Below are 24,973 nucleotides of genomic sequence, written 5' to 3'. Positions count from 1 at the left end.
ATTTCTCCTCAGCTCGTGCGGGTGAAGGGCAGCAGCAGCCAGCGCTCGAGCCACAGCGTGGCGTGGTAGGCCAGCATGCCGAGCGCGGCGATCAGCACCAGCACGGCGAACATCAGGGACGTGTCCATCGTGCCTTGCGAAGCGATCACCAGCGCACCGAGGCCGCGGCTGGCGCCTATGAATTCGCCGACGACGGCGCCCACCAGGGCCAGCACCACCGCGACGCGTACGCCGGCCAGGATGCCCGGGAGGCCCGAGGGCAGCTTCAGGCGCCACAGGGTCTGGGCCCGCGTGGCGCCCAGCATGCGGAACAGCTCCAGGCGCTCGGGCGCCACCTGCTGCAGCGCGGTGAGCGTGTTTTCCAGCAGCGGAAAGAAGCAGATCAAGGCCGTGATCACGACCGTGGACGTGATGCCGAAGCCGAACCACAGCACGAACAGCGGCGCCAGCGCCAGCTTGGGGATCACCTGGCTCGCCACCACGTAGGGCATCAGCAGCCGGCGCAGCGTGGCGGATTCCGCCAGCGCCACGCCGGCCGCGAAGCCGATCGCGCAGCCGCTGATCACGCCCAGCACGAGTTCGAGCGCGGTGGTGCGCAGGTGCGGCCAGAAGTAGCCGCTGGCCAAGCCCTGCCACAAGGACTGCGCCACAGCCGAAGGCGGCGGCAACACGAGCTTCGACAGGCCCAGCATGCGGCAGGCCGCTTCCCACGCGAGCAGCAGCGCCGCCAGCAGCAGCCAGGGGCCGAGGCGGATGCGGATCACTGCACCACCCTCCTGCCGTCGTGCCCGCGCAGGCGGGCACCCAGGGCATCCTGGATTCCCGCCTGCGCGGGAATGACGGGCTCCTCGAGATGCAGCGCCGCGCGCACGCCGGCGCAGGCCTGCGCGAAGGCGGCACTGGTGCGCGTGGCCGGCGTGCGCTGCGGCAGGCCGACCGCGATCTCCTGCACGATGCGACCGCCCTCGACCACATCGATCCGGTCGGCGAGGTACACCGCCTCCGCGATGTCGTGCGTGACGAACAGGACGGTCGTCCCCAGGGTGCCGCACATCTGCAGCAGGTCGCGCTGCAGCTCCTCGCGCGTGATCGCATCGAGCGCGGCGAACGGCTCGTCCAGCAGCAGCAGTGCCGGCCGCAGGATCAGGGCGCGGGCCAGTGCGACGCGGCTCTGCTGGCCGCCGGAGAGCTGGCGCGGGTACTTGCGGGCGTGGGCGGCGAGCCCGAGCTGTTCGAGCCACTGGAGCGCCTGCGCCGTCTCCTCCGCGGTCGGGCGATGATGCAGCGACACGGGCAGCAGCACGTTGTCGATCACGCGCTGCCATTCCAGCAGGTTGGGCGACTGGAACACGAAGCCGATGTCGGTGCCGATCGCGTCGCGCCGGCGGCCGCGGAACACCACTTCGCCGGCGTCCGGGTGCAGCAGGCCGGCGGCCAGTTTCAGCAGCGTGGTCTTGCCGCAGCCGCTGCGGCCCACGAGGCAGTGGAAGGCGCCCTGGGCCACCTCGAGGTCCGCACCCTCCACCGTCGGCGGCCAGCCCGGGAACGCGAAGCGCACGCCGCGCAGCGACAGCAGGCTCACGGCAGGTGCTCCTGCGCGTAGGGCGCGAGCCGGTCCGCGGCGCGTTCGGCCCCAGCCTCGATCTCCACCATGCGCACCAGGTCCGCCAGGTTGAAACGGCCGTCGTGATGCCAGCCGGCTTCGGGCGCCGTCATGGCCCCGAGCGCGCACACGCGCGTGACGCCGACCTGCCCCAGGGCCTCGGCCAGCCGATAGAGCTGCTGCGGCTGGCAGGCGATGCCCACGGTCTGCAGGAAGGCCGCATGCGGCGCGGCGAGCGCCACGACCTCGTCGAGCGCGTCGACCGCGCTCACGTGGATGCTGCGGCCGCCGCCGGTGGGAGCGAGCGGCTGGGCACGGTCGCTGTACACGACGCTCCACGCCACCTGCGCATCGCCGACCAGCTCGCAGCCGTCGTCGGCCAGCATGCGCACTTCGGCCGACTGGCGCCAGCCGGCCAGCGCCGCTGCTTCCTCCAGCGCCAGCGCGCGCCGAGGAAACTGCTGCTGCAGGTTCGCGAGTTCGGCCGCGAGGTAGTGGGCGAAGGCCCGTGGATCCACCCTGCCCCCACGCTCGACATAGAAGTGATGCGGCGAATAACAGCCCTGCTGCTCGTAGCGCACGATGTCGTGCGCCGCGAGCCGCGCAGTGGCCGGGCCGCGCTGCGTGTCGAGCGCCGCCTTGCCGACCAGGCCGAAGCCCAGCTTGTGGCCGTAGCCGATGAAGCGCGTGGTGACCGGCACCTGCGCGCGCACCTGCGCGATCGCTTGGTTGCCGCCATAGGCCAGGACCGTGTCGGCCTCGGCGAACACCGCGGCGGCGCTCTGCGCATCACCGCCCTTCCACCAGGCGATGGCGAGGCAATCGGCCAGCGGCGGGTGGACCTCGGCGAGCAGGCGCGCGAACAGGCTGGCGAACACCGGTTCGGCGCTGGGCAGCTTGCCGAAGGTGCCGGCCTTCACCAGCAGGCCGCAGGCCAGGCTCCACAGCGGCAGGGCCGGCACGTTGCCGGCCCAGCTGTGCACCAGCAGGTCCGGCCCGAAGGCGCGCACCAGGCCGCCCTTGGCCGCCGGCTGGAATTCGTCCAGCACCTTGGGATTGGCGAAGTCCTCCGCGACGAAGCGATGCAGCTGCGCGGCCCGAAACGCCTGCAGGAAACCATCGAGCCCCAGGCGCACCATCTCCGCGTCGTAGCCGCTCACGACGGGCAGCAGCCGTTCGGCCTCGCGCCGGAACGGATCGGCCGGATCGAGCAGGCGCGCGACCGCGGCATCGACGATCTGCACGATCCGCGACACGGTCAAGGGCTTCAGGTGCTGCGCGCTCGCCGCCTTGACGCGCCGTGCCAGCGCCGTGAGCTGCGCCGGCTGCAGCACCGGAACACGGACCTCCAGGCGCTCGCCCGCCGCGGCGAAAGGCAGCGTGTGCCACGCCACCTCCTGCGCGTCCAGGCCAGGCAGGTGACCGGCGGTCCACGTGTGCATCGTCACGCCCGGCTTGCCTGCAGGAATTCCTGCACCGCGAGCGAGCAGCCCCTGGCCTGCGCGCCCTCGGCGCGTCCGAGCAGCAGGAAGCCATCGCCGCTGGCCACGCCAACGTCCTCGGTGAGGAGGGTGGTGACCGAATTGAAGTTCGCCAGGTCGCAGTGCACCAGGATGCCGCGCTCGCCGGCAGGCACTTCGCGGCCGGTGAGCGGATCCACGAGGCGCGAGCGGATCCAGTGCGGGCCGGACTTCACCGAGGGCACGCAGGCATTTCCGTCGTCGTAGAGCTGCGTGCTCAGTTCGGTCATGCCGTACATGTTGATGCAGTGCTCGCGCGGCACGCCGAAGGCCGCGGCGAGCGCCGCATAGAAATCGTCCGGCGGCAGTTCGCGCGACTGGCTCTTGTAGCCGCCGGTGTCGAGGATGCGGCTGCCGGCGGGCAGCCGGAAGCGCCCGCCGGCAGCCGACAGGGCATCCATGAAATGCACGAAGCTGTAGCTCGCGCCCAGCACGGCGCAAGCGTCGCCGCTGCGCTCCGCCTCGTCCAGGAACCCGCGCAGGCCGTCGGCGTCCATGCCCTGCGGGCCGACGAACCAGGCGCTGTCGGCCGTGCCGAACTCCTTCACCGCCAGCGCGAGGTAGTGCGCGAGGGAAGAATGGGGCATCTCCTGTTCACTGGGGAACAGGACGGCCATGCGCAGCCGCGGCGTGCCCTGCATGAAGCGGCGTGCGAAGTTGCGCCGGAAGGACGCGTCCCAGACCGCGATGGTCGGGTGGTAGTGGCGGCCCTTGACGTCGCCGCGGGTCGTGCCGCTGGTCATGAAGACGCGCTCGCAGCTGTCGGCGGGCGCGCAGCTCAGGGTGGCTTCCTTGAAGGCGCTGATCGGCACGGCGGGGATGTCGCGCCAGTTCCTGACCGTGCGCGGCGTCGCGCCACGGCCCTGGCAGAAGCGGCGGAACGCGGCGTTGCCGGCGTGCTGCTGCGCGAACAGGCGCAGCGCCAGCGCGTCGAATTCGGCGTCGCTGCAGCCGTCCTGCGCGAGGAAGGCGAGCAGCGTGTCGACCGTGTCGTCGCGATTCATGACAGGGGCCGCTTGTGCAGCGGCTGCGGCGCGAACGCGTGGTTCAGCGGGCCGCTGCCGGCGCCGGTACGCACGTCGGCGCCGGCCGCCAGCGCGCCGCGCACGAAGCCGCGGGCACTTTCGACAGCCTGCACCAGGTCGGCGCCGAGTGCGAGCTGGCTGGCAATCGCACTGGAGAGCGTGCAGCCCGTCCCGTGCGTGTTGCCGCTCGCGATGCGCGGCGCGCGCATCCACAGCGGCGGACTGCCGCGCACGAGCAGCAGGTCGCTGACCGTGTCGCCCGCGAGGTGCCCGCCCTTGACCAGCACCGCATGCGCGCCGCGTTCGATCAGCTGCCGTGCCGCGGCCTGCATGTCCGCTTCGGAGCGCAGCGGCTGGCCGACCAGCAGCGCCGCCTCGTCGAGGTTGGGCGTGACGACGCTGGCCAGCGGGAACAGTTCGCGCACCAGCACCTCGACGGCCTCGTCGTCGATCAGCTTGGCACCGCTGGTGGCGATCATGACCGGGTCGAGCACCACCTCGCGCAACGCGTGGCGCCGCAGGGCCGCGGCGACGGTGCGCACCGTGTCGGCGGAGTGCAGCATGCCGATCTTGACCGCGTCGACGCCGATGTCCTCGACGACGGCATCGATCTGGTCGGCGAGGATCTGCAGCGGGACGGCGTGGATGGAGCGCACGCCGAGGGTGTTCTGGGCCGTCAGGGCCGTGATGGCGGTCATGCCGAAGCAGCCCAGCGCGGCGAAGGTCTTCAGGTCGGCCTGGATGCCGGCGCCGCCGCCGCTGTCGGACCCTGCGATGGACAGGACCCGCGGGTAGCGCAAAGTGGGGACGGTGGTGTGCAAGGGGGCTCCTTCGCGAGCGAAATGGGTGCTCCGAAGGGATCGCCCCGGACCCGCGAGGGGGTCAGGCTTGCAGCTCTCCTTCCGCCGGTCTGAACCGGTTCAAGTTCACGGGTCTGGATCTCAGCACGCTTTTGCGTACACCCCGGAGCTGGGGGGATTGTGGCACAGGTCCCGCGCTTCGCGCTCCCTGGGTTCCCGCCTGCGCGGGAACGACGGTGTGGGGCTTGCAGCGCCGAACGTCGCGGCAGGCCCATCAGAACTTCGTGTACCCGCCGTCGATCAGGAACTGCTCGCCGGTGGCATACGCGGACGCATCGCTCGCCAGATACACGGCGACGCCGCCGAAATCATCGATCGTTCCCCAGCGCCGCGCCGGAACACGCGGCAGCACGGCCTCCGCGAAGCGGGGATTGGAGAACGAGCGCTGCGTCATCTCCGTTGCTATCCATCCCGGCAGGATGGAATTGACCCGGATCCGGTGCCGTGCCAGCTCCACCGCCAGCGCCCGCACCATGGCCGTCACCGCGCCCTTGGACGCGCCATAGTGGCAGTTGCGCGCCGCGCCCTCCACCGCCGCCGTGCTGGCCGTCGCCACCAGCGAGCCGCCCTGCCCGTGCTGCGCCATGTGGCGCGCCGCCGCCCGCAAGGTGAGGAACACGCCCTCCACATTCACGCGCTGCACGCGCCGGAACTCGTCCAGCGTCATCTCGGTGAGCAGCACGCCCTTGCTCGACACGCCGGCGTTCGCGAAGCAGGCGTCGACGCGACCGAGCGCCGCCACGGAGTCGGCGAAGGCGCGCTCCACCTGGGCCTCGTCGCCGACGTCGCACCCGAAGGCATGGACGCGCGCGCCATCGCCGCATTCCTCGGCCAATGTGCGGTGGGCCGTCGCGGTCTTCTCGGGGTTGCTGCCCCAGATCGCCACCTTCGCCCCGGCGGCGAGCAGCGCCCGGGCCATGCCGTAGCCGATGCCGCCATTGCCGCCGGTGACCACCACCCCGCGACCACCGAGATCGAACGGGCGGTACATGGATCAGGCCCGCTGCGCGGCCAGCACCTTCTGCACCTGCGGCTGTGCATCCATGCGGGCGAGGTGCTCGGCGACCTTCGGGAAGCGCTGCACGTCGACCTGGTCGCCCTGCAACCAGCGCGTGAGGGTGTAGAGATACAGGTCGCTGGTGCTGAAACGTTCCCCCAGCACCCACGGGCCCTCGAACATCTGCGTCTCGATCAGCTCGAAGCTGTCGGCCATCGTCTGCGGGACCTTCTTCTTCATGGACTCGATCGCCTGCGGATCGTCCGTCCAGCGGTAGCCGCGCGCGCCATGGGCATGCGCGACGTGCACCGTCGAACAGAGGTAGCTGTTGAACGCGTTCATCTTCGCCAGCTGGAACGGATCGTCCAGCGGTGCGAGCTTCGCCTCGGGCTGGGTCTGCGCGATGTACTGCAGCAGTGCGGGCGTCTCGGTCAGGACGCCCTGCGGCGTGACGAGCGCCGGAACGCGCCCCTTCGGGTTGATGCGCAGGTATTCGGGGGAGCGCTGCTGCTGCTCCTTGAAGTTCAGGCGCACCGCTTCATAGGGAGTGCCGGCGTATTCCAGCGCCAGGTGCGTGGCGAGGGCGCAGGTGCCAGGGGCGTAGTAGAAGGTCAGCATGCGCGCGATTGTGGTGCGTCCGCGCGCCTGCACCATCGGGGAACCCCCGCCCCCGAAACACGAATTACGAGTTGATTCCGAGCAGCTCGATGTCGAAGATCAGCGTCGAATTGGGCGGAATGCCGGGCCGGCCGCTGGGGCCGTAGGCGGTCTGCGGCGGGCAGGTCAGGCGCGCCTTGCCGCCCGGCTTCATCAGCTGCACCGCCTCAGTCCAGCACGGGATCACGCGATTGAGCGGGAACGAGATCGGCTGGCCGCGCTTGTACGAGCTGTCGAACTCCTTGCCATCGGTGAACGTGCCGCGGTAGTGCACCTTCACGGAATCGGTTGCCTTGGGCGAGGGGCCGCTGCCGGCCTGCATCGACTCGAAGATCACGCCGCTGGGCAGCGTCGTCTTGGCGACGCCGGTGGCGGTGGCGGCGGCGTTGCCGGGCGTCTGGGCACAGGCGCCGAGGGCGGCCAGCGCCACGATGGAAACGGCGATCGACAGGAAGCGCATGGTGCGTTCTCGAAGTGGTGGATGGCGGAGATTATGGGTCAGGTGCCGGGGGCGGCCGGCAGGAGGCCGCGCTGCTCCAGCGCGGCCCGCGTGGCCGCCACGCTCGCCCGCAGCCCGGCGACGAGCTCGCGGTCCGGCGTGCCGGCGAGCGCCGCGGCCTCCAGCCGGACGGCGACGGCGCTGATCGCCGCGAGCCCCAGGGTGCCGGCCGAGCCCCTGACGCGATGAGCCTGCCTGGCCACCGTGTCGGCACTGGCGTCCTCCTGCTCGATCCGGGCGCACGCGTCCTCGTAGCCCTGCAGGGCCACGCGCATGAATTCGGCGAGTTGTTCTTCGCTCGCCATGCGCCGCAAGCCGGCCAGGGCGTCTTCGTTCAGCAGCGGAGCGTCCATCGCAGCACTATCCCCTGCCGCCGCGGCCCTTCTCAGGCGTTCGCGCCGGGCTGGCGGCTGCGGGTGATCGCCTCGACCAGCTTGTGCGGCTTGAGCGGCTTGGACAGGTGCAGGTCGAAGCCGGCGGCCAGCGTCTTCTGCAGGTCCTGCGGCCGCGCGAAGGCCGTGAGCGCGATGACGGGCAGGTGCGCGCCGCCCCGCTCGCCCTCCAGCTCGCGCACGCGCCGCACCAGTTCGTAGCCGTCGCGCCCGGGCAGGCCGATGTCGCTCACGAGCACGTCGGGCCAGGCCTGCTGCATGGCCTGCAGCGCGCTGTCGTAGTCGCGCGCACTGCGCACCCGCGCGCCGCGGTCGGCGAGCACCACGCCCAGGATCTCGCTGGCTTCGGCGTCGTCCTCCACCAGCAGCACATCGAGGCCTTGCAGCGGCGTGCCTTCGATCTCCTCGTGCAGTTCGCCGCCGGTGGTGTCGGCGAATTCGGCCGTGTCCGTGACCGGCACCGCCGGCAGGTCGACCTGCATGCGGGTGCCGTGCCCCTCGCCTGCACTGTGCGCGCTCACGCGGCCGCCGTGCAGGTCCACCAGGTGCTTGACGATCGACAGGCCCAGCCCGAGGCCCCCGTGGCGCCGGTTGCCGGGCGAGTCGCTCTGGGCGAAGCGGTCGAACAGGTACGGCAGGAAGTCGGGCTTGATGCCCTGCCCGAAGTCCTGCACCGACAGCTGCAGCCGTTCGCCGGTGCGCTGCAGGCCCACGAGCACGCGGCCGCCTTCCGGCGAGAACTTGATCGCGTTGGTCATCAGGTTCCAGACGATCTGCTGGAAGCGCGCCGGATCCAGGAACGCGGTCGCGTGCGCGCCGTCGACCTCCGTCTCGACCTGCAGGCGGCGCTCGTCGATGCTGCCGGCGAGGGCGCCGATGGAGGCCGTCACCAGCTCCGCCGGATCCGTCCACTCGCGGTCGAGGTGCAGCTTTCCCGAGTTGATGCGCGCGACGTCGAGGATGTCCGAGATGATTCGCGCCTGCGTCTTCACGTTGCGCTCGATGGCATCGAGCCCCTTGGCGCCCTCCGGCGTCGTGCCGCGCCGCTTGAGGATGTGCACCCAGCCGACGATCGCGTTCAGCGGGGTGCGCAACTCGTGCGACAGCACCGCGATGAAATCGTCCTTGGTGCGGCTGTGGTGTTCGGCCAGCTGGCGCGCGGCCTGCTCGCGTTCCAGCAGCTCGCGCCGGCGCTGCTCCAGCTCGTAACGGGCCGAGACGTCGATCGCGATGGCGATGCGCACGCCGGGCTCCACGTGCGAGGAGACGCTCCACTCCAGGTGCACCGGCTCGCCGTTCGCGGCGAGCAGCGGGAATTCGCCGCGCCAAGGCGGTCGGTCCTGCGCCGGCGTGGCGAGCTGCGCCTGCACGCGCTCGCGCCATTCGGCGGGCACGAGCTCGCTCAAGGCCACGCCCATCAGCGCCTCGCGCGAGCGGCCCAGCATGCGCAGCATGGCGGGGTTGGCATCGGCGAAGCGCGCCTCTTCGTCCAGCAGCGCGATGCCGCTTTGCGCTTGGTCGTAGATCGCGCGGAAGCGCTGCTCGCTGCGGCGCAACTGGTCTTCGGCCAGGCGGGCGCGGATCAGCGCCTGCAGCGTGGCCACGAGCACGGCGGGTTCCACGGGGTGCACGAGATAGGCGTCGGCGCCGGCGTTGAGCCCCGTGACGCGGTCTTCGTCGCGCACGTAGGCCGCCGACAGGTGCACCACGGGCAGCAGCGCCGTCACGGGCTGGGCGCGGATCATGCGGCACAGCTCGAAGCCGTCGATGTCGGGCAGGTGCACGTCGAGCACCACGGCCGACACGCCTTGCGCGATCAGTGCCAGCGCTTCGGCGCCGCTGCCGGCCTCCACGGTCTGGAAACCGGCGGCGCGGATCAGGCGGCCGGTGGAGTAGCGCGTCGCAGGGTTGTCGTCGACCACCAGCACGGTGTGCGCGCCACGATCGATCGTGACGTTGATGGCCTCGGCGGAGATCATCGCGGCTGCGGGCCTTCCAGCCGCACGGGGATGGTCACCGAGAAGGTGGAACCCTTGCCCGGTTCGCTTTGCAGGCTGACGCTGCCACCGAGCAGCTCCGCCAGCTTCTTGCTCAGGGACAGGCCCAGGCCGGTCCCGCGCAGGCGCTTCTGCAGCGCCGACTGCACCTGCGAGAAGTCCGAGAAGATCGCCCGGTGGAACTCCGGCGCGATGCCGATGCCGGTATCCGACACCGAGAAGGTCACGTGCGCATCGCCCTCCACCTTCGCGGCGACGCGCACTTCGCCGCGCGGGGTGAACTTGAGCGCATTGGAGATGAAGTTGCGCAGGATCTGCGACAGCTTGCGGTCGTCGGTATAGAGCTTCGGCACGTCGACCGGCTCCTCGAACACGAGGTGCACGTCGGGATTGGTCAGCACCGGCTTGAACATGCCGCGCAGCGCCGAGAACAGGTCGACCATCTCGAACCAGGCCGGCGAGATCTCGACCCGGCCGGCCTCCACCTTGGCCAGGTCCAGCAGGTCGTCCACCATCTCCGCGAACTCGGTGGCGTTCTGCTGGATGAAGGACACCTGCTTTTCCTGTTCCTCGCTCAGCGGTCCGTCGACGCGATCGAGCAGCAGGCGCGTGATGCTGCGGATCGAGTTGATCGGCGTGCGGAACTCGTGGCTCATGTAGGCGAGGAAGCGGCTCTTGAGCTCGGTCGCCTCGCGCAACTGGTCGGCCTGCGCATCCAGCTCCGCGTACAGCGCCAGCACGCCGCGGTTGGTCTCCTCGAGTTCGGCGCGCAGGCCCTCCGCCTCGCGCCGGCTCTGGGCGAGCGCCGCCTGGAGTTCTTCCGGCGAGGGTGCCGGCTTGTCGGTTGCCATCTCAGTCCTTGCGCCGCAGCACGGCGACGGTCGCATCGTCGCGCCCCCGGCAATGATCGCGCACCAGGACCGCGGCGGCGAGCGCCGGATCGCGGCCGAGCAGGGGGGCGAGCAGCGCGGCCGGCCAGCGGCTTTCGATGCCGTCGGAGAAGACCACCAGCAGCGCGTGGTCCGGCCAGGGGATGCTCTGCTCCTCGGGCGTGCGGATCGTGACCCCGGCCGTGCCGTGCTGGCCCAGGATCGCGCGGTCGCTCACCCCCGAGACGAGCCGGGCCATGACGTTGCCGGCGCCGGCGCTGCGCACCGTGCCCGTCGCGGCATCGGCCTGCAGCAGCATCACGGCGGCGCCGCGGGTGCTGCGCAGGCGCTGGTGCGTGCGTTCCAGCAGCAGGCTGGGGCTGGCCAGCGGATCCTCCGCGAAGGCTTCGAGCGCGGCCGCGGCGGCTTCGGCCGCGTCGGGGCCGTGGCCGAGCCCGTCGGCCACCACCAGGGCCGCGATGTCGCCGTGAAGCGCAAAGCCCCAGCCGTCACCGCAAACCCGCTCGCCGGGCGCCGCGATGGAGACGGCGCCCGTGCAGGCGGCCTGCGAGTCCTGTGCCACTCCCGTGCCGACGCGCGCCAGCACCACCGTGCCGCCCGGCACGCTGCTGTGGATGTCGAAGTGGCGGGACAGGCGCCGTACCGCGCCCAGGCCGGTGCCGGGCGTGCCGCCGGTGGAATAACCGTCGCCCATCGAGCGCTCGAGGTCGAGGATGCCGGGGCCTTCGTCCACGGCGATCACTTCCACCTCGCGCCGCGCCGGGCGCGGCGACAGCAGCATGCGCCCCTTCACCGCGTGGCGAGCCAGGTTGGTGCCGAGCTCCGTGACGACCAGCGCCAGCCGGCCCGCATCGGTCTCGTCGAGTCCGCAGTCCTCCGCCAGCTGCGCGGCGTGGCGGCGCGCCTCGCCCACGCGGCTGGTGTCCTCCATCGGGAAGACCGCGTGGAAGCCGGCCGAGATCATTTCCACCGCGTGATGCTCACTCGGGTGCCGGCGCCGGGCGTGGACTGGAGTTCGAACTCGTGCACCAGGCGCTTGCTGCCCGGAAGGCCCAGGCCCATGCCGCTGCCGGACGTCCAGCCGTCGGTCATGGCCAGCCTCGTGTCCCTGATGCCGGGGCCCTGGTCCTCGAAGTGCAGGCGCAGCCCGCGCCGCACGCCGTCGTCCAGCACTTCCCAGCGCATGGTGCCCCCGCCGCCGTGGACCAGCGTGTTGCGCGACAGCTCGCTGGCCGCGGTGATCATCTTGGTCTGGTCCACCAGCGAGAACTTCAGCTGTTGCGTGAGCACGCGCACCTTCTGCCGGCTGGCGACGATGTCTTCCTCGGAATGCAGCGGCACGCTGCCGGTGCTGTCGTCAAGGGGCAAGCGGATTCTCCCTGCGGCCCTGCGCCAGCAGCTCCATGCCGCGCTCCACGTTGAGGGCGGTGCGGACGCCGGCGAGCGAAAGGCCCAGTTCGACCAGGGTGATGGCGACGGCGGGCTGCATGCCGACGACCACGGTGGTGGCGTCGAGGATGCGCGAGATGCCGGAGATGCTGGCGAGCATGCGGCCGACGAAGGAATCGACGATCTCCAGGGCGGAGATGTCGATCAGCACGCCCTTGGCGCCAGTGGTCGCGATCTTGTTGGCGAGGTCGTCCTGCAGCGCGAGCGCCATCTGGTCCTGCATGTCCACCTGGATCGTCACCAGCAGGGTGTTGCCCATCTGCAGGATCGGGATGCGGTACATGGGCCTACACCTGGCGACGCGTGATCACGAAGCCTTGCTGCTCCATCGCGAGCGCCAGCGCGTCGGCCAGCGAAGACTTCGAGGCGATGCCCTGCAGGTCGATGCCCAGGTGCACGATGGTCTGCGCGATCTGCGGCCGGATGCCGCTGATGATGCATTCCGCGCCCATGAGGCGGATCGCGCTGACGGTCTTGAGCAGGTGCTGCGCCACCAGCGTGTCCACCGTGGGCACGCCGGTGATGTCGATGATCGCCAGCCGCGAGCCGGTTTCGACGATGCGCTGCAGCAGCGTTTCCATCACCACCTGCGTGCGCGCGGAGTCGAGGGTGCCGATCATGGGCACGGCGAGCACGCCCTCGAACAGCTTGATCACCGGCGTGGACAGCTCCAGCAGGTCCTGCTGCTGGCGGCGGATCAGGTCCTCGCGGGTGTGCTGGTAGGTGGAGACCGTCCATTGCGCCATGCGGTCGACCAGCGACGAAATCGTCCACGCGACGGCCATCTGCTGGCCCGGCAACAACTGGGCCTGGGACTGGATCAGGCCGAACAGCGGGCGCTTGAACGCCAGCACGAAGGCGCTGGTGTCGCCCGCCGACTGCCCTTGCGCGGCACGCGAGCGCGACAGCGATTCGAGCGAGTCGCGCACCGTGCTCCACTCCGCGGCCTGGAAGGCATGGGGATCGGCACCGGCCTGCAGCGACTCACGCACGCCGCGCAGGATCTCCCCCGCATCGGTGCGCATGGTGCGCCGGCCGGCTTCGGTGATGCGGCTGGAATTGGCCCCGGCCTCCTGCAGCCACTCGGTGAGGATCTGTTCTTCGTGCTCGCCGATCAGCCGCAGCACGGCATCGCTTTCCTGGCTCATTGTGATTGTGGCCGGTGATGAAAAAGGACGGCCATTATCAGAGTCAAGGTCGAGCTGATGTGTAGGAGAAGGCCGACACCTCCCCGATTCACCCTCCGAGTGCGACCGCCAGCTCGTTCATGTCCGTGAAGATGACCGACGCCCCTGCGGCCCGCAGCTCCGACGGAGCATCGTGCCCGGCCTCCGGCGGGCTGTAGCCGAACACCGTGGCCCCGGCGCGCACGCCGGCCGTCACGCCGGTGACGGTGTCCTCCACCACGGCGCAACGCGCCGGAAGCGCACCCAGGGCGGCCATCGCGGCCAGGTAGACGTCGGGCGCGGGCTTGGAGCGCGGCATCTCGTGGCCGCTGAAGATGCGGCCGGCGAAGTAGGGCAGCAGCCCGCACCGGGCCAGCTGCATCTCCACCTTCCAGCGATCGGCACCGGAGCAGCAGGCGATGCGTCCCTGCACGGTGTCGCTGATCGCCGCCACCGCGGCCACCGCATTGCGGATCGGCTGCACGCCGGCGAGCAGCTGCTCGTTGCGGCGCTCGCGAAAGCGCACCAGCCAGTCCTCGGTGAGCGGCTGCCCGGTGTGGGCCTCGATCAGCGCAGCTTCGTCCTTGACCGCCTTGCCGAGGAACAGGCGCATGCATTCCTGCCGCGTGAGCTTCCAGCCGCGCTCCTCCAGCATGTCGCGCAGCACGCCATTGGTGATGCCTTCGCTGTCCACCAGCACGCCATCGCAGTCGAACAGCACCGCATCGAACTTCACTGCATCTCTCCATCGACATAGAACCAGCGGCCATCCTCGGCCACGAAGCGGCTGCGTTCGTGCAGGCGCTGCGCCCGCCCGGCCAGGCGCGAGCGCGCCACGAAGGTGACCTCGGCATGCGTCGCATCGAGCACCTTGTGCGCGCGCACCTCGAGTCCCAGCCACTTGAGGCCGGGCTCGAAATCCACCTCCGGTGGCCGCGTGGACGGATGCCAGGTCGCGATCAGGTAATCCGCGTCTTCCAGCACGAAGGCGCAATAGCGCGAGCGCATCAGCGATTCGGCATCGGGTGCCGGCCGCTGCGCGAAGTCGGCCAGGTACGGACCGCAGCAACGCGCGAAGGCAAGCGGCCTGCGGCGCGCATACATGTGACCACAGGGGCACGGCCCTTCCGCCGTGACGCTCACGCCTTGTTCGCCTTGCGCTGCTCCAGGGTCTCGGTGGGGCCGCCCTGCTTCACCCACTCCGTGTAGCCGCCGTCGATGTGCGCCACGTTGGTCATGCCCATGTCCTGCAGCGCCTTGGTGGCCAGCGCGCTGCGCCAGCCGGCACCGCAGAACAGGACGAATTCCCGGCCCTCGTCGGCGAACACCTTCTTGAAGTAGGGCGACGCGGGATCGACCCAGAACTCCAGCATGCCGCGCGGGGCGTGGAAGCTGCCGGGCACGGTGCCTTCGGCCTGCAGCTCGCGCACGTCGCGGATGTCGACCAGCTGCACGTCCGGGCGCGCCATGCGCTCGCGCATCTGCGCCACGGTGTAGGTGCGGACCTGTGCCATCGCCTCGTCGACGAGCGCGCGGTAACCTCGCGTGATGGGCATCTTCGTTCTCCTCCAGGGTTGAATTGCGGGGCCAGCCGGGCATCCTAGAGCGCGCGCTGGATCAGGATCTTCTGCACGTCCGAGGTGCCTTCGTAGATCTGGCACACGCGCACGTCGCGCCAGATGCGCTCCACCGGGAAGTCGTTGACGTAGCCATAGCCGCCCAGCGTCTGGATGGCGGCGCTGCAGACCTGCTCGGCGATCTCGCTGGCGAACAGCTTGGCCATCGCGGCTTCCTTCAGGCAGGGCTTGCCGGCGTCGCGCAGGCTGGCCGCATGCCACACGAGCTGGCGTGCGGCTTCGAGCCGGGTCGCGCAGTCCGCCAGCCGGAAGCCCACCGCCTGGTGGTTGAAGATGGCGGTGCCGAAGCTCTCGCGCTCCTTGGCGTACTGCAAGGCGACCTCGAAGGCGCTGCGCGCCATGCCGATGCTCTGCGCCGCGATGCCGATGCGGCCGCCCTCCAGCGCCGACAGCGCGATGCGGTAGCCCTCGCCTTCCTCGCCGATCAGGTTGGCGGCGGGGATGCGGCAGTCCTCGAAGCGGATCTGGGCGGTGTCGCTGGAATGCTGGCCGACCTTGTCCTCCAGCCGCGCGACGATGTAGCCGGGCGTGTCGGTCGGAACGAGGAAGGCGCTCATGCCGCGCTTGCCGGCGGCCTTGTCGGTCACGGCGATCACGATCGCGAGCTGGCCGTTCTGGCCGCTGGTGATGAACTGCTTGACCCCGTTGATCACGTAGCCGTCCGCGGAACGCGTGGCGCTGGTGCGCAGCGCGGAGGCGTCGCTGCCCACGTGCGGTTCGGTGAGGCAGAAGACGCCCAGCAGCTCGCCTTGCGCGAGGGGCGCGAGCCACTGCTTCTTCTGCGCCTCGCTGCCGTAGCGCATCAGGATCGCATTGACCGGGCAGTTGGTCACGCTGATGGCGGTGCTGGTGCCGCCGTCGCCGGCGGCGATCTCCTCCAGCACGAGCGCCAGCGTCAGGTAGTCGAGGCCGGCGCCGCCGTACGCCTCCGGCACGCAGATGCCATAGGCGCCGAGCGCCGCCAGGCCCCGGTGCGCCTCGCGCGGGAAGGTGTGCTCGCGGTCCCATTGCGCCGCGTGCGGCCAGAGCTGCTCGCGCGCGAAATCGCGCACCGCGTCGCGGATCATTTCCTGCTCGGGGGTCAGCAGCATCGGGCCTCCCGCCGGGCGGCCCCAGGGGAGGCCTGCGCCCCCTCGGAGGGCCGCAAACGAATGTGAGCTAGGGCGTCCATGTGGTTCACCAGCCCTTGAAGGGGGTGCCGTCGTAGTCGAGGAAGGGCACGTGGCGGTGCTTGTACGCCAGGGCGAGGGTGCGGCGCATCCACTCGACGCTCGCGTCGACGGCCAGCGGGGCGTCCTCGCCGCCCATGTCGGTCTGGACCCAGCCGGGGCTCAGCACGATGAAGGTGGCCTTGGGGTAATCGGGCTGCGCGGCGGCCACGGTCATGTTCAGGGCCGCCTTGCTGGCGCGGTACACCCAGCTGTAGCTGGAGTCCACCCCAGAGATGTGGCCCATCTGGCTGCTGATGAAGGCGAACTTGCCGCCGGCGGCTTCGACCAGGGGCGCCACCTGCGGGATCGCCTGCATCGCGCCCCAGACGTTGGTGCGCATCACGCGGTCGAAGTCCTCGCGGGCGGGCGGTGCGGTGGCGCCGCCGCGCGACATCACGCCGGCGACGTAGAGCGCGAGGGCTATCTTCTCGCCATCGAGCTGCCAGCCCAGGCCGCTGACGCTGGCGGGATCGGCGACGTCGAGCCTGAGCGCGCTGGCCCCGAGCGCCTGCAGGCGCGCCAAGCCTTCGTCGTCGCGCGCGGTGGCGATGACGGTCTCGCCGGCCGCACGGTACTGGCGCACGAACTCGAGGCCGAGGCCGCGGGAGGCGCCGAGGACGAGGATGTTCATGGGGTGGATGGGATGGATGTTCGTAGGCTGGCGGTGAGCCGCGCAGCGCGTGAACCCCAGCGATGCGCGAACGCTGGGGTTCACGGCGCGCAATGCGCGCGTTCACCACCAGCCTACGGATTCAGGCTCACACCAGTTCCAGCGCCACCGCCGTGCCTTCCCCGCCACCGATGCACAGCGTCGCCACGCCCCGCTTCCCGCCACGCGCCTTCAGCGCATGCAGCAGCGTCACCATGATCCGCGCCCCCGACGCGCCGATCGGGTGGCCCAGCGCACAGGCGCCGCCGTTGACGTTGACGACGTCGTGCCCGATCTTCAGCTCCTCCATCAGCGCCATCGGCACCACGGCGAAGGCCTCGTTGACTTCCCACAGGTCGACGTCGGAGACCTTCCAGCCCGTCTTCGCCAGCAGCTTCTGCGTGGCGCCCACGGGTGCGGTCGCGAACCACTCGGGCTCCTGCGCGTGCGTGGCATGGCCGACCAGGCGCGCCAGCGGCTTGACGCCCAGGCGCGCGGCCGTGCTTTCCTTCATCATGACCAGCGCCGCGGCGCCGTCGTTGATCGAGGAAGAAGACGCGGCGGTGATCGTGCCGTCCTTCTTGAAGGCGGGCTTGAGCTGCGGGATCTTGTCCAGCTTCACCTTGCCGGGGCCCTCGTCGATGGTGACGACGCGCTCGCCGGCGCGGTCCTTCACCGTCACCGGCGTGATCTCGGCGGCGAAGGCGCCGGAGACGGTGGCCTGCTGCGCGCGCTTGACGGAGGTGGTGGCGAAGGCGTCCTGCGCCTCGCGCGTGAACTTGTACTTCGCCGCGCAATCCTCGCCGAAGGTGCCCATCGAGCGGCCCGCCTGGTAGGCGTCTTCCAGGCCATCGAGCATCATGTGGTCGTAGACCTTGTCGTGCCCCATGCGGTAGCCGCCGCGGCCCTTGAGCAGCAGGTAAGGCGCATTGGTCATGCTCTCCATGCCGCCCGCCACCATGATCTCGTGGGTGCCGGCCAGCAGCATGTCGTGCGCGAACATCGCGGCCTTCATGCCGGAGCCGCACATCTTCGACAGCGTCACGGCGCCCGTGCTCTTGGGCAGTCCGGCCTTGAACAGGGCCTGGCGCGCGGGCGCCTGGCCCTGACCCGCCATCAGGCAGTTGCCGAACAGCACTTCGCCGACGGCGTCGCCCGGGATGCCGGCGCGCTCGACGGCGGCCCGGATTGCGGCGCCGCCGAGGTCGTGCGCGGCCAGCGCCGAGAAGTCGCCCTGGAAGCCGCCCATGGGGGTGCGCGCGGCGCCGACGATGACGATGGAATCAGCCATGGTTTCTCTCCTTGTCGAAGGAACGGGACATCAGGTGTCCTGGGGGATCGGACCGCCTTCTTCTTCGGCGATCCGGCGGATGTAGTCGCGGAACTCGGGGTCCTCGCCCCGCAGCAGGTAGTCGAGGTTGCGGTGGAAGTCCTTGCGCCGGCACCACTCGCGCATGAAGTCGTCCCAGCTGTTCCAGCGCCGGGCCTCGTCCTCGCTCATGCGCGGCTTGTGGGCCACGAGGTAGGCGCGCTCGAACAGCGAGATCAGCATATCGAAGATCACCAGCGTGCGCTCGCGCTGCTCCGGCGTCGGCTGGCCCAGCGGCTCGTTGGTGCGCAGCTGCAGGTCGGAGTTGGCCAGCACCACCTTGAGGAAGTCCGTGTACGCGTCGGACAGCAGCAGGTAGGCCTCCTCGTCCTCGTTGTCGCGCTCCTTGCGCTGCTCCCAGGCGAAGAACAGGATCGCGAAGGGCAGGCCCAGCGTGGTCACGATGAAGCTGGCCACCTCCCACAGCTCCTTCCAATCCTCGCTCATTGCGCGGCTTCCGCGGGCTCGGCGGCTTCGCTTGGCCGGCGCGCGAAGCGCTTGGCGCGCTCGTACGGGAACACGTCGTGCACGTAGCCGGCCAGGATGCGTTCCTTGTGCTGCTGCCAGAACGCGGGATCGAGCAGCTCGGCATGGTGCTTCATGAACACCTCGCGCACCGCGGGATGACCGAGCAGGAAAGGCGCGAAGGTCTCGGGGAACACGTCCTTCGGCCCCACCGAGTACCAGACCTCGCCCGACATCTCCTCTTCCTCGTTGCGCGGCTGCGGCACCTGGCGGAAATTGCAGTCGGTGAGGTATTCGATCTCGTCGTAGTCGTAGAAGACGACCTTGCCGTTGCGCGTGACGCCGAAGTTCTTCCACAGCATGTCGCCGGGAAAGATGTTGGCCGCGACCAGGTCCTTGATCGCGTTGCCGTATTCGGTCACCGCGCGCTCCACCTGGCCGTGTTCGCCGGCGTCGAACGCCTCCTGCAGGTAGATGTTCAGCGGGATCATGCGGCGCTCGATGTAGAGGTGCTTGAGGATCACCTCCTCGTGGCCATCGCCGTCACGGTCGCTGATCTCGAGCTGGCTGGGCGCGAACCTGCGGATCTCCTCGATCAGTTCGTCCTCGAAGCGTTCGCGCGCGAACGCCACCTCGCTGTACTCCAGCGTGTCGGCCATCCGCCCCACCCGATCGTGCTGCTTGACGAGAAGGTACTTGGACTGGATCTGTTCGCGCGACGTTTCCTTCTGCGGCGGGAAGTAGTCCTTGATCAGCTTGAAGACGTAGGGGAAGGACGGCAGGTCGAACACCAGCATCACCATGCCCTTGATGCCGGGGGCGATGCGGAACTTGTCGCTCGAGTGCTTCAGGTGGTAGAGGAAGTCGCGGTAGAACAGCGTCTTGCCCTGCTTGGCCAGGCCCAGCGCGCTATAGAGTTCGCCGCGCGGCTTGCGCGGCATGAGCGTGCGCAGGAACTGCACGTAGGCGGCGGGGATCTCCATGTCCACCATGAAGTAGGCGCGGGCGAAGGAGAACAGCATCTGCAATTCGTCCTCCCCGAACAGGCAGGCGTCGATGACGAGTTCGCCGCTGCGGTTGTGCAGGATCGGCAGCGCGAAGGGCAGTTCGGCAAAGCCGTTGATGATCTTGCCCACCACGTAGGCGCCCTTGTTGCGGAAGAACAGGGACGACAGCACCTGGATCTGGAAGTTGGCCCGCAGCTTCACGTGCGCCAGCCGCGTGGCGATCGCCTCCACGATGTAGCCGGCGTCGCGCTCCAGGTCCTCGAAAGGGCACTGCAGCTGGAAGTTGTCGACGATGCGCACCACGTTCTCGCGCAGCGTCTCGCGGCTCGGATAGTAGGCGCGGTAGGTGGGCGCGGCCGCCGGCTCGTCGTTCTCGATGAACTCCGTGCTGACGGCCGGCCGCACGAAGATGAAGTCGTTGTGGAAGTAGGTCCGGTGCAGGATCTTGGTCGTGACCGAGTTGAAGAAGGTCTCGGCGCATTCCGGCTGGTGGTGGTCGATCAGCAGGCCGATGTAGTGCAGCTTCACCTGGTGCCAAACGTCCATCGGCTGTTCGCCGGCCTTGAATTCCTGTTCCAGCCGCACCACCGCTTCGCGCACCCGCAAGTCGTAGAACTCGATGCGCTCGCGCTGGCCGCGCTGCTGGCCGTGCCAGTCGGCGGTCTCGAAGCGGCGCTTGGCGCGCTGCGACTCCAGGCGGAACAGGCGGTAGTGCCGGTTGAAGCCGTCCAGCATCGCCTGCGCGATGGCGTAGGCGAGCGGCGAGTCGAGGCGCTGCGGGAACATGGCCGCGGGGCTAGCTGCGCGCGGCGATCACGCCCTCGACAGCGGCCCGGTACACCGGCTCGATGGAATCGGTGCTGTTCACAGTCATCCCCAGGTCCTGCAGCAGCCCGTCGTGCACGCCGAAGGCCCAGCCGTGGATCGTGACGTTCTGGTTCTTGGCCCAGGCGTCGACCATCACGGTGCTGACGCACAGGTTCACCACCTGCTCGATCACGTTCAGGTCGACGAGCGTATCGGCCCGCCGCTCCGGCGCGATGTTCTCGAGGATGCCGCGATGGCGGTCGCGCACGTCCTGGATGTGGCGGATCCAGTTGTCCGCCAGCCCGATGCGCTCGCCGTGCAGGGCCGCCATCACGCCGCCGCAGCCGTAATGGCCGACGATCATGATGTGTTCCACCTTCAGCATCTCCACGGCGAACTGCACGGTGGACAGCGCGTTCAGGTCCGAATGCACCACCACGTTCGCGACGTTGCGGTGGACGAACACCTCGCCCGGGTCGAGCCCGGTGATCTGGTTGGCCGGGACGCGGCTGTCGGAGCAGCCGATCCACATGAACTTCGGCTTCTGCTGCTTCTGCAGGCCGGTGAAGAACCCCGGGCGATCGCGCTCCATCTGCGCGGCCCAGGCGCGGTTGTGGGTGAAGAGGTCGGTGATGGATGGCATGGCGCTATTTTGACGGCCTGGGGTTGAGCGTTGAGCGTGCGGCGTTGAGCGAGGGCTCCACGCTGAACGCCGCACGCCCAACGCCGGACCTCTACATGGTCTCGGCGAACAGCTCCCTGCCGATGAGCATGCGGCGGACTTCGCTGGTGCCGGCGCCGATCTCGTACAGCTTGGCGTCGCGCCACAGGCGCCCGAGCGGGAATTCGTTGATGTAGCCGTTGCCGCCGTGGATCTGGATCCCCTCGCCGGCCATCCAGGTGGCCTTTTCGGCGCAGTACAGGATCACCGATGCGCAGTCCTTGCGCACCTGGCGCACGTGCTCGCTGCCCAGCATGTCGAGGTTCTTGCCGACCGTGTAGCAGAAGGCGCGCGAGGCCTGCAGCACCGTGTACATGTCGGCGACCTTGCCCTGGATCAGCTGGAACTCGCCGATGCTCTGGCCGAACTGCTTGCGGTCGTGGATGTAGGGCACCACGTTGTCCATCACCGCCTGCATGATGCCGATGGGCCCCGCGGCCAGCACGGCGCGCTCGTAGTCGAGGCCGCTCATGAGCACCTTGGCGCCGCCGTTGAGCGCGCCGAGGATGTTCTCCGCCGGCACTTCGACATCCTGGAACACCAGTTCGCCGGTGTGGCTGCCGCGCATGCCCAGTTTGTCGAGCTTCTGCGCGATGGAGAAGCCCTTCACGCCCTTTTCGATCAGGAAGGCGGTGACGCCACGCGCGCCCAGTTCCGGCTCGGACTTCGCATAGACCACCAGCGTATCGGCGTCGGGGCCGTTGGTGATCCACATCTTGCTGCCGTTCAGGACGTAGTAGCCGCCCTTGTCCTCGGCCTTCAGCTTCATCGAGATCACGTCGCTGCCCGCGCCCGTCTCGCTCATGGCCAGGGCGCCGACGTGTTCACCGGAGATCAGCTTGGGCAGGTATTTCTTCTTCTGCGCCTCGGTGCCGTTGCGCTTGATCTGGTTCACGCACAGGTTGCTGTGCGCGCCGTACGACAGGCCCACGGAGGCGGACGCGCGCGAGATCTCCTCCATCGCGAGCATGTGCGCCAGGTAGCCCATGCCGGCGCCGCCGTACTCCTCCGGTACCGTGATGCCCAGGACGCCGAGCTCGCCCATCTTGCGCCACAGGTCCATCGGGAACTGGTCGCTGCGGTCGACCTCCGTGGCGCGGGGCGCGATCTCCGCCTGCGCGAAGGCGTGCACGGTGTCGCGCAGGGCCTCGAGGTCCTCGCCGAGGCCGAAGTTCAGGCCGGGTAGCTGCATGGTGTCTCCTCTCTCAGGGGCTTCAGTGCTTGATGTCGTCGCGGCCGGTGATCGTCATGAGCGTGGCGCCCATGGTGGCGATCAGCTTCTCGCTGCCTTCGTGCAGGGCGTAGGCGCGGCCTTCGGTGACGCTGATGGTGCGCCCGGCCTTGACCACGACGCCTTCCATGCGGAAGGACGCGCCGCGCGCCGGCGCCAGCAGGTTGATCTTGTATTCGATGGTCAGCACGCCCGCCTCGGCGGGCATCAGCGTCGAGGCGGCGTAGCCGCAGGCCGAATCGAGCGCCGTGGCGACGATGCCTGCATGCAGGAAGCCGTGCTGCTGCGTCAGCTCCTGGCGCCAGGGCAGCGCGATGACCACGCGGCCGGGGGCGATCTCCGCCAGCGTGGCGCCGATGGTGTGCATGGCGCCCTGCAGCGCGAAACTGGCGCGCACGCGCTCGGCGAAGGCGGGGTCCTGCGGGGCTGAGCGCGGTGCGTCCATGGCGGATGGCGGATTGACGTTGACGTAAACGTCAATTATGCCCGGACCTTGTCCGCCTTGTCCTTTTCCAGCCGCGCCAGCAGGGCGCGGGCTTCCTTCTCGTGGGTGCGCACCTCGTCCAGGTTGGCCTGCAGCTCCGCCAGCTGGTCTTCCAGCTGCTGCCGGTGCTGGGCCAGGATGGTGAGGAACTTGCGCAGCTGCGGCCCGGTATCGCGCGGGCTGTCGTACATGTCGATGATGTCCTTGGCCTCGGTGAGCGACAGGCCGAGGCGCTTGGCGCGCAAGGTGAGCTTCAGGCGCGTGCGGTCGCGCGTGCTGTAGACCCGGTTGCGCCCCCCCGGGCCGGAGCGCGCCGGCTGCAGCAGGCCCATGTCCTCGTAGAAGCGGATCGCCCGGGTCGTGAGGTCGAATTCGCGGGCGAGGTCGCTGATCGTGTAGGTGGACTGGGAATGCGCGGACATGGCAACGGGAGAGGCGGGGCGCGGGCCGCGTCATCTGGCTTCGCGGCCCGCCAGCCGGCATTACATCTGACGTTTACGTCAACGTCAACCTGTAGGCTGGCGGTGAACCGCGCAGCGCGTGAACCCCAGCGATCGCGAAGCTGGGGTTCCCGGCGCGCCCTTGCGCGCGGTCACCGCCAGCCTACGAAGCCCGGCTCACCACCCCGGCAGCGCCTCGTCCTTCAGGTGCGCCCGCAGCTCGGGATAGTTCGGCACGACGGTGCGCACCGTCTCCCAGAAGCGCGGGCTGTGGTCCATCACCCGCAGGTGGCTCAGTTCGTGCGCCACCACGTAGTCGATCACCGGCAGCCGGAAATGCACCAGCCGCCAGTTCAGGCGGATGGCGCCGTCGCTGTGCGCCGTGCCCCACAGGGTGCCGGCACTGGTCAGCGTGAGCTTGCGCCAGCGCACGCCCAGTTGCGGCGCGTAGTGGTCCAGCCGCTGGGTGAACAGGGTCCTGGCCTGCCGCATCAGCCAGGCCTGCACGGCGTCGCGGATCTGGGCGCCGGTGGCCGTGTGCGGCAAGCCGACATGGAGCGTCTGGCGGGCGACGCCCGGCAGCGTGCTGGTGTCGGTGTGCAGCACGCCGCCGACGTCGCTGTAGCGCGGATCGAGCACCACGATCGCAGGCTCGCCGAGGTAGGGGAAGGTGGCGCCGTCCTGCCACTCGATGCGTGCGGCCTCGAGCCGGGCCTTGCGTTCGCGGGCGGCCTCGAGCTTGCTCACGATCCAGCGGCTCTTGGCGCGCACCGCCTGGTCGACCTCGCCCAGGGGCACCCAGCGCGGGGCGGTGACCACCAGGCCCTCGGGGCCGACCACGAAGCCGATGTTCTTGCGCCGCGCGCGCCGGAATTCGTAGGCCACCAGCACCTTGCCCAGGAGGGCTTCGCGGTTCGCATCGGGGTGGCGGAAGGCCTGCGGCGCCAGGACGCTGTCGAAGGGCTCGCCGCGCACCGGGCGCAGGTCTTCTTCGGTCAGGACCTGGCGCACCTCGGGTGGGGGTGCGGATTTCGCCTTCGGCTCGTCGAACAGATCGAGAAGGAGCTGGAGCGGCGACTGCATGGGCCGCGATTTTACGGGCGCGGCGGCGCGGCCCGCAGCGCGTTACACCTGCGCGGCCTGCTTGCTCGAATCGTGCACGTAGGCGTCGGGATCGAGCCGGCGCATCTCAGCCTCGATCCAGGCCTCGACCTCGCGCATCAATTCGTCGGCGGCGCGGCCCTCGCTCGGGATCGGCTTGCCGATCGAGACTTCGACCAGGCCCGGATACTTGATCATCGACTTGCGCGGCCAGCAGCGCGCGGAGCTCACCGCGATCGGGATCACGGGCGCGCCGGTGGCCACCGCCAGCCGGGTGCCGCCGGACTTGTAGGTGCCGGCTTCGCCGCGCGGGATGCGCGTGCCTTCCGGGAACATGATCACCCAGGTCCCTTGCGCCAGCAGCCGCTTTCCCTGCTCCACCACCTTGTTGAAGGCCTGGGCGCGCTGGCTGCGGTCGATGTGCACCATGTCCAGCCGGCCGATCGCCCAGCCGAAGAAGGGGATGTACAGCAGCTCGCGCTTGAACACGTAGGCCAGCGGATGCGGCATCAGCACCGGCATCAGGAAGGTCTCCAGCGTCGACTGGTGCTTGACCAGCAGGATCGCCGGACTGGTCACGCCGGACGGCAGGTTGTCCCAGCCCTGCACGCGCCAGTGCACGCCGCAGATCACCTTCAGGCCGACCATCACCTGGCGCAGCCAGCCGCGCGCGATCCTGTACAGCGTGTAGGGCCGGGCGAAGGGCGACATCACCACGATGGTGAGCGCATACGGGATCACGGTGAGGAGCATCCACAGCGCGTGGATCACGGAACGCAGCAAGGCCATGGCGCGC

General features: G+C 69.6%; 29 protein-coding genes and 1 riboswitch. All 29 genes read right to left on the bottom strand.

Annotated features, from left to right (window positions below):
• Positions 1-8: 8 nt before the first annotated feature.
• Positions 9-764 (bottom strand): ABC transporter permease, encoded by a 756-nt coding sequence (locus JI746_RS16730; RefSeq protein WP_408004107.1) that lies wholly within the window; start codon positions 762-764, stop codon positions 9-11.
• The gene (locus JI746_RS16725; RefSeq protein WP_201691082.1) at positions 761-1,582 is read right to left on the bottom strand and encodes an ABC transporter ATP-binding protein; all 822 of its coding nucleotides are present in this window, start codon (positions 1,580-1,582) and stop codon (positions 761-763) included. Before JI746_RS16725 ends, JI746_RS16730 begins: the two co-directional genes overlap by 4 nt.
• A complete protein-coding gene (locus tag JI746_RS16720) occupies positions 1,579-3,051 on the bottom strand; it encodes an acyl-CoA reductase (protein ID WP_408004106.1) in 1,473 nt (490 codons plus the stop codon). Before JI746_RS16720 ends, JI746_RS16725 begins: the two co-directional genes overlap by 4 nt.
• On the bottom strand, positions 3,048-4,127 hold the full coding sequence (locus JI746_RS16715) for a LuxE/PaaK family acyltransferase (RefSeq protein ID WP_201691080.1): 1,080 nt from the start codon (positions 4,125-4,127) through the stop codon (positions 3,048-3,050). The genes JI746_RS16720 and JI746_RS16715 overlap by 4 nt, the downstream gene beginning before the upstream one ends.
• Positions 4,124-4,969 (bottom strand): bifunctional hydroxymethylpyrimidine kinase/phosphomethylpyrimidine kinase, encoded by an 846-nt coding sequence (thiD, locus tag JI746_RS16710; protein ID WP_201691079.1) that lies wholly within the window; start codon positions 4,967-4,969, stop codon positions 4,124-4,126. Before thiD ends, JI746_RS16715 begins: the two co-directional genes overlap by 4 nt.
• 59 nt (positions 4,970-5,028) lie before the next feature.
• Positions 5,029-5,124: riboswitch (TPP riboswitch) on the bottom strand.
• A 98-nt stretch (positions 5,125-5,222) separates the two neighbouring features.
• A complete protein-coding gene (locus tag JI746_RS16705; protein ID WP_201691078.1) occupies positions 5,223-5,999 on the bottom strand; it encodes an SDR family NAD(P)-dependent oxidoreductase in 777 nt (258 codons plus the stop codon).
• Positions 6,000-6,002: 3 nt separating this feature from the next.
• The gene (locus JI746_RS16700; protein WP_201691077.1) at positions 6,003-6,623 is read right to left on the bottom strand and encodes a glutathione S-transferase family protein; all 621 of its coding nucleotides are present in this window, start codon (positions 6,621-6,623) and stop codon (positions 6,003-6,005) included.
• A 64-nt stretch (positions 6,624-6,687) separates the two neighbouring features.
• Positions 6,688-7,122, bottom strand: a complete 435-nt coding sequence (locus JI746_RS16695) for an FKBP-type peptidyl-prolyl cis-trans isomerase (RefSeq protein WP_201691075.1) — start codon at positions 7,120-7,122, stop codon at positions 6,688-6,690.
• Positions 7,123-7,160: 38 nt separating this feature from the next.
• The gene (locus JI746_RS16690; RefSeq protein WP_201691074.1) at positions 7,161-7,514 is read right to left on the bottom strand and encodes an Hpt domain-containing protein; all 354 of its coding nucleotides are present in this window, start codon (positions 7,512-7,514) and stop codon (positions 7,161-7,163) included.
• A gap of 32 nt (positions 7,515-7,546) precedes the next feature.
• A complete protein-coding gene (locus JI746_RS16685; RefSeq protein WP_201691072.1) occupies positions 7,547-9,532 on the bottom strand; it encodes a hybrid sensor histidine kinase/response regulator in 1,986 nt (661 codons plus the stop codon).
• Positions 9,529-10,401: a sensor histidine kinase gene (locus JI746_RS16680; RefSeq protein WP_201691070.1), complete on the bottom strand. Its 873-nt coding sequence runs from the start codon at positions 10,399-10,401 to the stop codon at positions 9,529-9,531. Before JI746_RS16680 ends, JI746_RS16685 begins: the two co-directional genes overlap by 4 nt.
• Position 10,402: 1 nt before the next feature.
• Complete coding sequence (locus tag JI746_RS16675; protein WP_236599922.1) at positions 10,403-11,404, bottom strand: ATP-binding protein; 1,002 nt, start codon at positions 11,402-11,404, stop codon at positions 10,403-10,405.
• Positions 11,401-11,808 carry an anti-sigma regulatory factor gene (locus tag JI746_RS16670; protein ID WP_201691068.1) on the bottom strand — a complete coding sequence of 136 codons (408 nt, stop codon included), beginning with the start codon at positions 11,806-11,808 and terminating at the stop codon, positions 11,401-11,403. Before JI746_RS16670 ends, JI746_RS16675 begins: the two co-directional genes overlap by 4 nt.
• Positions 11,798-12,172: an STAS domain-containing protein gene (locus tag JI746_RS16665; protein ID WP_201691066.1), complete on the bottom strand. Its 375-nt coding sequence runs from the start codon at positions 12,170-12,172 to the stop codon at positions 11,798-11,800. Before JI746_RS16665 ends, JI746_RS16670 begins: the two co-directional genes overlap by 11 nt.
• A gap of 4 nt (positions 12,173-12,176) precedes the next feature.
• Complete coding sequence (locus tag JI746_RS16660) at positions 12,177-13,037, bottom strand: STAS domain-containing protein (RefSeq protein ID WP_201691064.1); 861 nt, start codon at positions 13,035-13,037, stop codon at positions 12,177-12,179.
• An 88-nt stretch (positions 13,038-13,125) separates the two neighbouring features.
• Entirely contained in the window at positions 13,126-13,791 is a 666-nt protein-coding gene (locus JI746_RS16655) for an HAD family hydrolase (RefSeq protein ID WP_201691062.1), read from the bottom strand.
• Complete coding sequence (locus JI746_RS16650) at positions 13,788-14,159, bottom strand: YchJ family protein (RefSeq protein ID WP_201691436.1); 372 nt, start codon at positions 14,157-14,159, stop codon at positions 13,788-13,790. The genes JI746_RS16655 and JI746_RS16650 overlap by 4 nt, the downstream gene beginning before the upstream one ends.
• A gap of 35 nt (positions 14,160-14,194) precedes the next feature.
• The gene (locus tag JI746_RS16645) at positions 14,195-14,611 is read right to left on the bottom strand and encodes a rhodanese-like domain-containing protein (RefSeq protein WP_201691060.1); all 417 of its coding nucleotides are present in this window, start codon (positions 14,609-14,611) and stop codon (positions 14,195-14,197) included.
• Between the two features lie 44 nt (positions 14,612-14,655).
• Positions 14,656-15,783, bottom strand: a complete 1,128-nt coding sequence (locus JI746_RS16640; protein WP_201691058.1) for an acyl-CoA dehydrogenase family protein — start codon at positions 15,781-15,783, stop codon at positions 14,656-14,658.
• Positions 15,784-15,868: 85 nt separating this feature from the next.
• Entirely contained in the window at positions 15,869-16,534 is a 666-nt protein-coding gene (locus JI746_RS16635; protein WP_201691057.1) for an SDR family oxidoreductase, read from the bottom strand.
• A gap of 127 nt (positions 16,535-16,661) precedes the next feature.
• The gene (locus JI746_RS16630; RefSeq protein ID WP_201691056.1) at positions 16,662-17,843 is read right to left on the bottom strand and encodes an acetyl-CoA C-acyltransferase; all 1,182 of its coding nucleotides are present in this window, start codon (positions 17,841-17,843) and stop codon (positions 16,662-16,664) included.
• A gap of 30 nt (positions 17,844-17,873) precedes the next feature.
• The gene (locus JI746_RS16625) at positions 17,874-18,368 is read right to left on the bottom strand and encodes a hypothetical protein (protein WP_201691055.1); all 495 of its coding nucleotides are present in this window, start codon (positions 18,366-18,368) and stop codon (positions 17,874-17,876) included.
• Positions 18,365-20,179 carry a bifunctional isocitrate dehydrogenase kinase/phosphatase gene (aceK, locus tag JI746_RS16620; RefSeq protein WP_201691054.1) on the bottom strand — a complete coding sequence of 605 codons (1,815 nt, stop codon included), beginning with the start codon at positions 20,177-20,179 and terminating at the stop codon, positions 18,365-18,367. The genes JI746_RS16625 and aceK overlap by 4 nt, the downstream gene beginning before the upstream one ends.
• A gap of 10 nt (positions 20,180-20,189) precedes the next feature.
• Positions 20,190-20,843 carry a carbonate dehydratase gene (gene can, locus JI746_RS16615; RefSeq protein WP_201691053.1) on the bottom strand — a complete coding sequence of 218 codons (654 nt, stop codon included), beginning with the start codon at positions 20,841-20,843 and terminating at the stop codon, positions 20,190-20,192.
• Between the two features lie 91 nt (positions 20,844-20,934).
• The gene (locus JI746_RS16610) at positions 20,935-22,113 is read right to left on the bottom strand and encodes an isovaleryl-CoA dehydrogenase (protein ID WP_201691052.1); all 1,179 of its coding nucleotides are present in this window, start codon (positions 22,111-22,113) and stop codon (positions 20,935-20,937) included.
• A gap of 22 nt (positions 22,114-22,135) precedes the next feature.
• Positions 22,136-22,597, bottom strand: a complete 462-nt coding sequence (locus JI746_RS16605; protein WP_201691051.1) for a PaaI family thioesterase — start codon at positions 22,595-22,597, stop codon at positions 22,136-22,138.
• Positions 22,598-22,632: 35 nt separating this feature from the next.
• Positions 22,633-23,058 carry a MerR family transcriptional regulator gene (locus tag JI746_RS16600; protein WP_201691049.1) on the bottom strand — a complete coding sequence of 142 codons (426 nt, stop codon included), beginning with the start codon at positions 23,056-23,058 and terminating at the stop codon, positions 22,633-22,635.
• 195 nt (positions 23,059-23,253) lie between these two features.
• Complete coding sequence (locus tag JI746_RS16595) at positions 23,254-24,159, bottom strand: M48 family metallopeptidase (protein WP_201691047.1); 906 nt, start codon at positions 24,157-24,159, stop codon at positions 23,254-23,256.
• Between the two features lie 42 nt (positions 24,160-24,201).
• Positions 24,202-24,966, bottom strand: a complete 765-nt coding sequence (locus JI746_RS16590) for a lysophospholipid acyltransferase family protein (protein WP_201691045.1) — start codon at positions 24,964-24,966, stop codon at positions 24,202-24,204.
• Positions 24,967-24,973: the final 7 nt, after the last annotated feature.

The organism is Ramlibacter alkalitolerans (assembly GCF_016722765.1).
In the GTDB taxonomy this organism is placed as follows: Bacteria; Pseudomonadota; Gammaproteobacteria; order Burkholderiales; family Burkholderiaceae_C; genus Ramlibacter; species Ramlibacter alkalitolerans.
This window is presented reverse-complemented; position numbering and strand designations above follow the sequence as displayed.